This is a genomic window from Actinomycetota bacterium, assembly GCA_036280995.1.
GTDB lineage: Bacteria > Actinomycetota > CALGFH01 > CALGFH01 > CALGFH01 > CALGFH01.
This window is the reverse complement of the sequence record DASUPQ010000695.1, coordinates 1-2,731: the sequence shown is the minus strand read 5'-3', so window position 1 is coordinate 2,731 and position 2,731 is coordinate 1. Positions and strand designations below refer to the sequence as shown.

Below are 2,731 nucleotides of genomic sequence, written 5' to 3'. Positions count from 1 at the left end.
CACCCCGAGGCGCGCCTCACCCGCGCGATCCTGCGCCAGGTCCCCCGGTGGGGGTGGCTACCCTCGAAAGCCGATGCGCTGCGCGCGGTTGTCCACAGCCCGCCCCGGGCGGTCCACCGCCCCGACCCCGGCCAGCCGACAAGCGGGTTGCGACCCGGACCCACCCCGGTCCTCTCCCGACCCGGACCCGCCACCCGGCGCGCGTATACTGGCCGCCGTTCGGTCAGCGTTCCGGGCGGGTCTGCCCGGGCTCCCGGGGACGCCGTGGCGCCCTGGGTCTTCAACCTCCCGAGCACCCGCTCGGTTCATCCCGTCCCCGACCCGGAGGCACCCGTGCGCAGCACCCTCGAGCCAGTCGAGCCCACCAAGGTGCGGATCAACGTCGTCGTGGAGCCCGACGAGCTCCGCCCGGCGATCGACCGCACGGCCAGGCGGCTGTCGCGGGAGGTCCGGGTGCCCGGGTTCCGCAAGGGGAAGGTGCCCCGCCAGGTGATCGAGGCCCGCATCGGCCGCGAGGCCCTGCTGGCCGAGGCCATCGAGCAGGAGGCGGTGCCCGAGTTCTACGCCAAGGCGATCGAGGAGCTGGGCGTGCGGCCGCTGTCCCGGGCCCAGGTCGAGCCGCCCGACTACACCGACGGCGAGCCGCTCTCCTTCTCGGCCACCTTCGAGGTCAAGCCGGAGCTCGACCTGCCCCCCTACCGCGGCATCGAGGTCGAGCGGCCCGTCCTGGAGGTCACCGACGAGCACGTCGACGCCCAGCTCGACCGGCTGCGCGAGCGCACGGCCCAGCTGGAGGTCATCGGCCGCCCCCTGGCCAAGGACGACTTCGCCCAGATCGACCTGCGGGCCACCCACCACACCGAGGAGATCCCCGAGCTGACCCGCACCGACTTCCTCTACGAGGTCGGCTCGGGCACGGTCGTGCCCAAGCTGGACGAGGAGCTGGAGGGCAAGCGCAAAGGCGACATCCTCCGCTTCAACGCCACCCTGCCCGAGGAGGCCGGCGAGGAGCTGGCCGGCCGGGAGGTCACCTTCCAGGTCCTGGTCAAGGAGGCCAAGGCCAAGGTCCTGCCCAAGCTGGACGACGACTTCGCCCAGGAGGCGAGCGAGTTCGACACCCTGGAGGAGCTCAAGGCCGACCTGCGGGAGCGCCTGGAGGGCGCCGCCCAGGCCCAGGTGGCCAGCGAGCTGGAGACGCGGGTCCTGCAGGCCTACCTCGACCAGGTCGAGGTGCCCCTGCCCGAGGTGCTGGTCCACGACGAGCTGCACTACCGGGCCAACCGCTTCGCCCAGCAGCTCCAGATGATGGGGACCAACCTCGAGCAGTACCTGGCCGCCCTGGAGCAGACCGCCGAGGACGTCGAGGCCGACCTGCGCGCCCAGGCCGAGCGGGCCGTCAAGGCCCAGCTGGTGCTGGAGGCGGTGGCCAAGGCCGAGGGGTTCGGGGCCAGCGACGAGGAGGTCGAGGCCGAGCTGCGGCGCCAGGCCCAGCGGGTCGGGCGCGACCCGGAGGAGGTCCGCCGCGCCCTGGCCGACGGCCGGAGCGGGGTGATCGCCGGTGATATCCTGCGGAGCAAGGCCCTGGCGTTCATGGTCGAGCATGCCGAACAGCACGACCCGGCGCCCGACGGCGAATCCGAGCCCAAGGAGTAAGCGGCGATGCAGCCACCTTCCAGCTATCTGGTCCCGGTCGTCGTCGAGCAGACCAACCGCGGCGAGCGGTCCTTCGACATCTACTCGCGCCTGCTCAACGAGCGGATCATCTTCCTCGGCACGCCCATCGACGACACCGTGGCCAACCTGGTCATGGCCCAGCTCCTGCACCTGGAGAGCGAGGACCCGGACAAGGACATCCAGCTCTACATCAACTCGCCCGGCGGGTCGGTGACGGCCCTGCTGGCCATCTACGACACCATGCAGTACGTGAAGCCGGACGTGGCCACCACCTGCATGGGCCAGGCCGCCTCGGCCGCGGCCGTGCTGCTGTCGGCCGGCGCCCCCGGCAAGCGCCTGGGGCTGCCCCACTCCCGCATCCTTATCCACCAGCCGTCGGGCGGGGCCGAGGGCCAGTCGGTCGACATCGAGATCCAGGCCCGCGAGATCATCCGCATGCGCCGGATGCTGGACGAGATCCTGGCCACCCACACCGGCCAGGACGTCGAGAAGATCGCCCGCGACACCGACCGCGACTTCATCATGACCGCCAGCCAGGCCAAGGAGTACGGGATCATCGACGAGATCATCGAGAGCCGGCAGGCCGCCGAGGAGCTGCTGGCTGTCGCGAGCAGCCAGTAGGCTCGAGAAGATGGTGGCGGGCGGGCACCAGCGGCAGGTACGCTCCAGCAGTCGACGACCGCAGCCCTGAGCGAGAGGACTCGAGCAGATGGCCAAGTTCGGAGACGGCGGCGACCTGTTGAAGTGCTCCTTCTGCGGCAAGTCACAGAAGCAGGTCAAGAAGCTGATCGCCGGGCCCGGCGTGTACATCTGCGACGAGTGCATCGACCTCTGCAACGAGATCATCGAAGAGGAGCTGTCGGAGACCTCCGAGCTCAAGTTCGACGAGCTGCCCAAGCCCAAGGAGATCTACGACTTCCTCAACGACTACGTGATCGGCCAGGAGGACGCCAAGAAAGTCCTGTCGGTCGCCGTCTACAACCACTACAAGCGGATCCAGGTCGGGGCCAGCGCCTCGGGCGAGGTCGAGCTGCAGAAGTCCAACATCATCCTGCTC

The 2,731-nt window shown here is 70.1% G+C and carries 3 protein-coding genes; all 3 read left to right on the top strand.

The features are described 5' to 3' along the window. The first annotated feature begins 333 nt into the window (after positions 1-333). A complete protein-coding gene (gene tig, locus VF468_23565; GenBank protein ID HEX5881268.1) occupies positions 334-1,653 on the top strand; it encodes a trigger factor in 1,320 nt (439 codons plus the stop codon). Positions 1,654-1,659: 6 nt separating this feature from the next. After that, entirely contained in the window at positions 1,660-2,295 is a 636-nt protein-coding gene (gene clpP / locus VF468_23560) for an ATP-dependent Clp endopeptidase proteolytic subunit ClpP (protein HEX5881267.1), read from the top strand. Positions 2,296-2,383: 88 nt separating this feature from the next. Continuing rightward, on the top strand, positions 2,384-2,731 hold a 348-nt coding region (locus VF468_23555), incomplete at its 3' end, for a ClpX C4-type zinc finger protein (protein ID HEX5881266.1).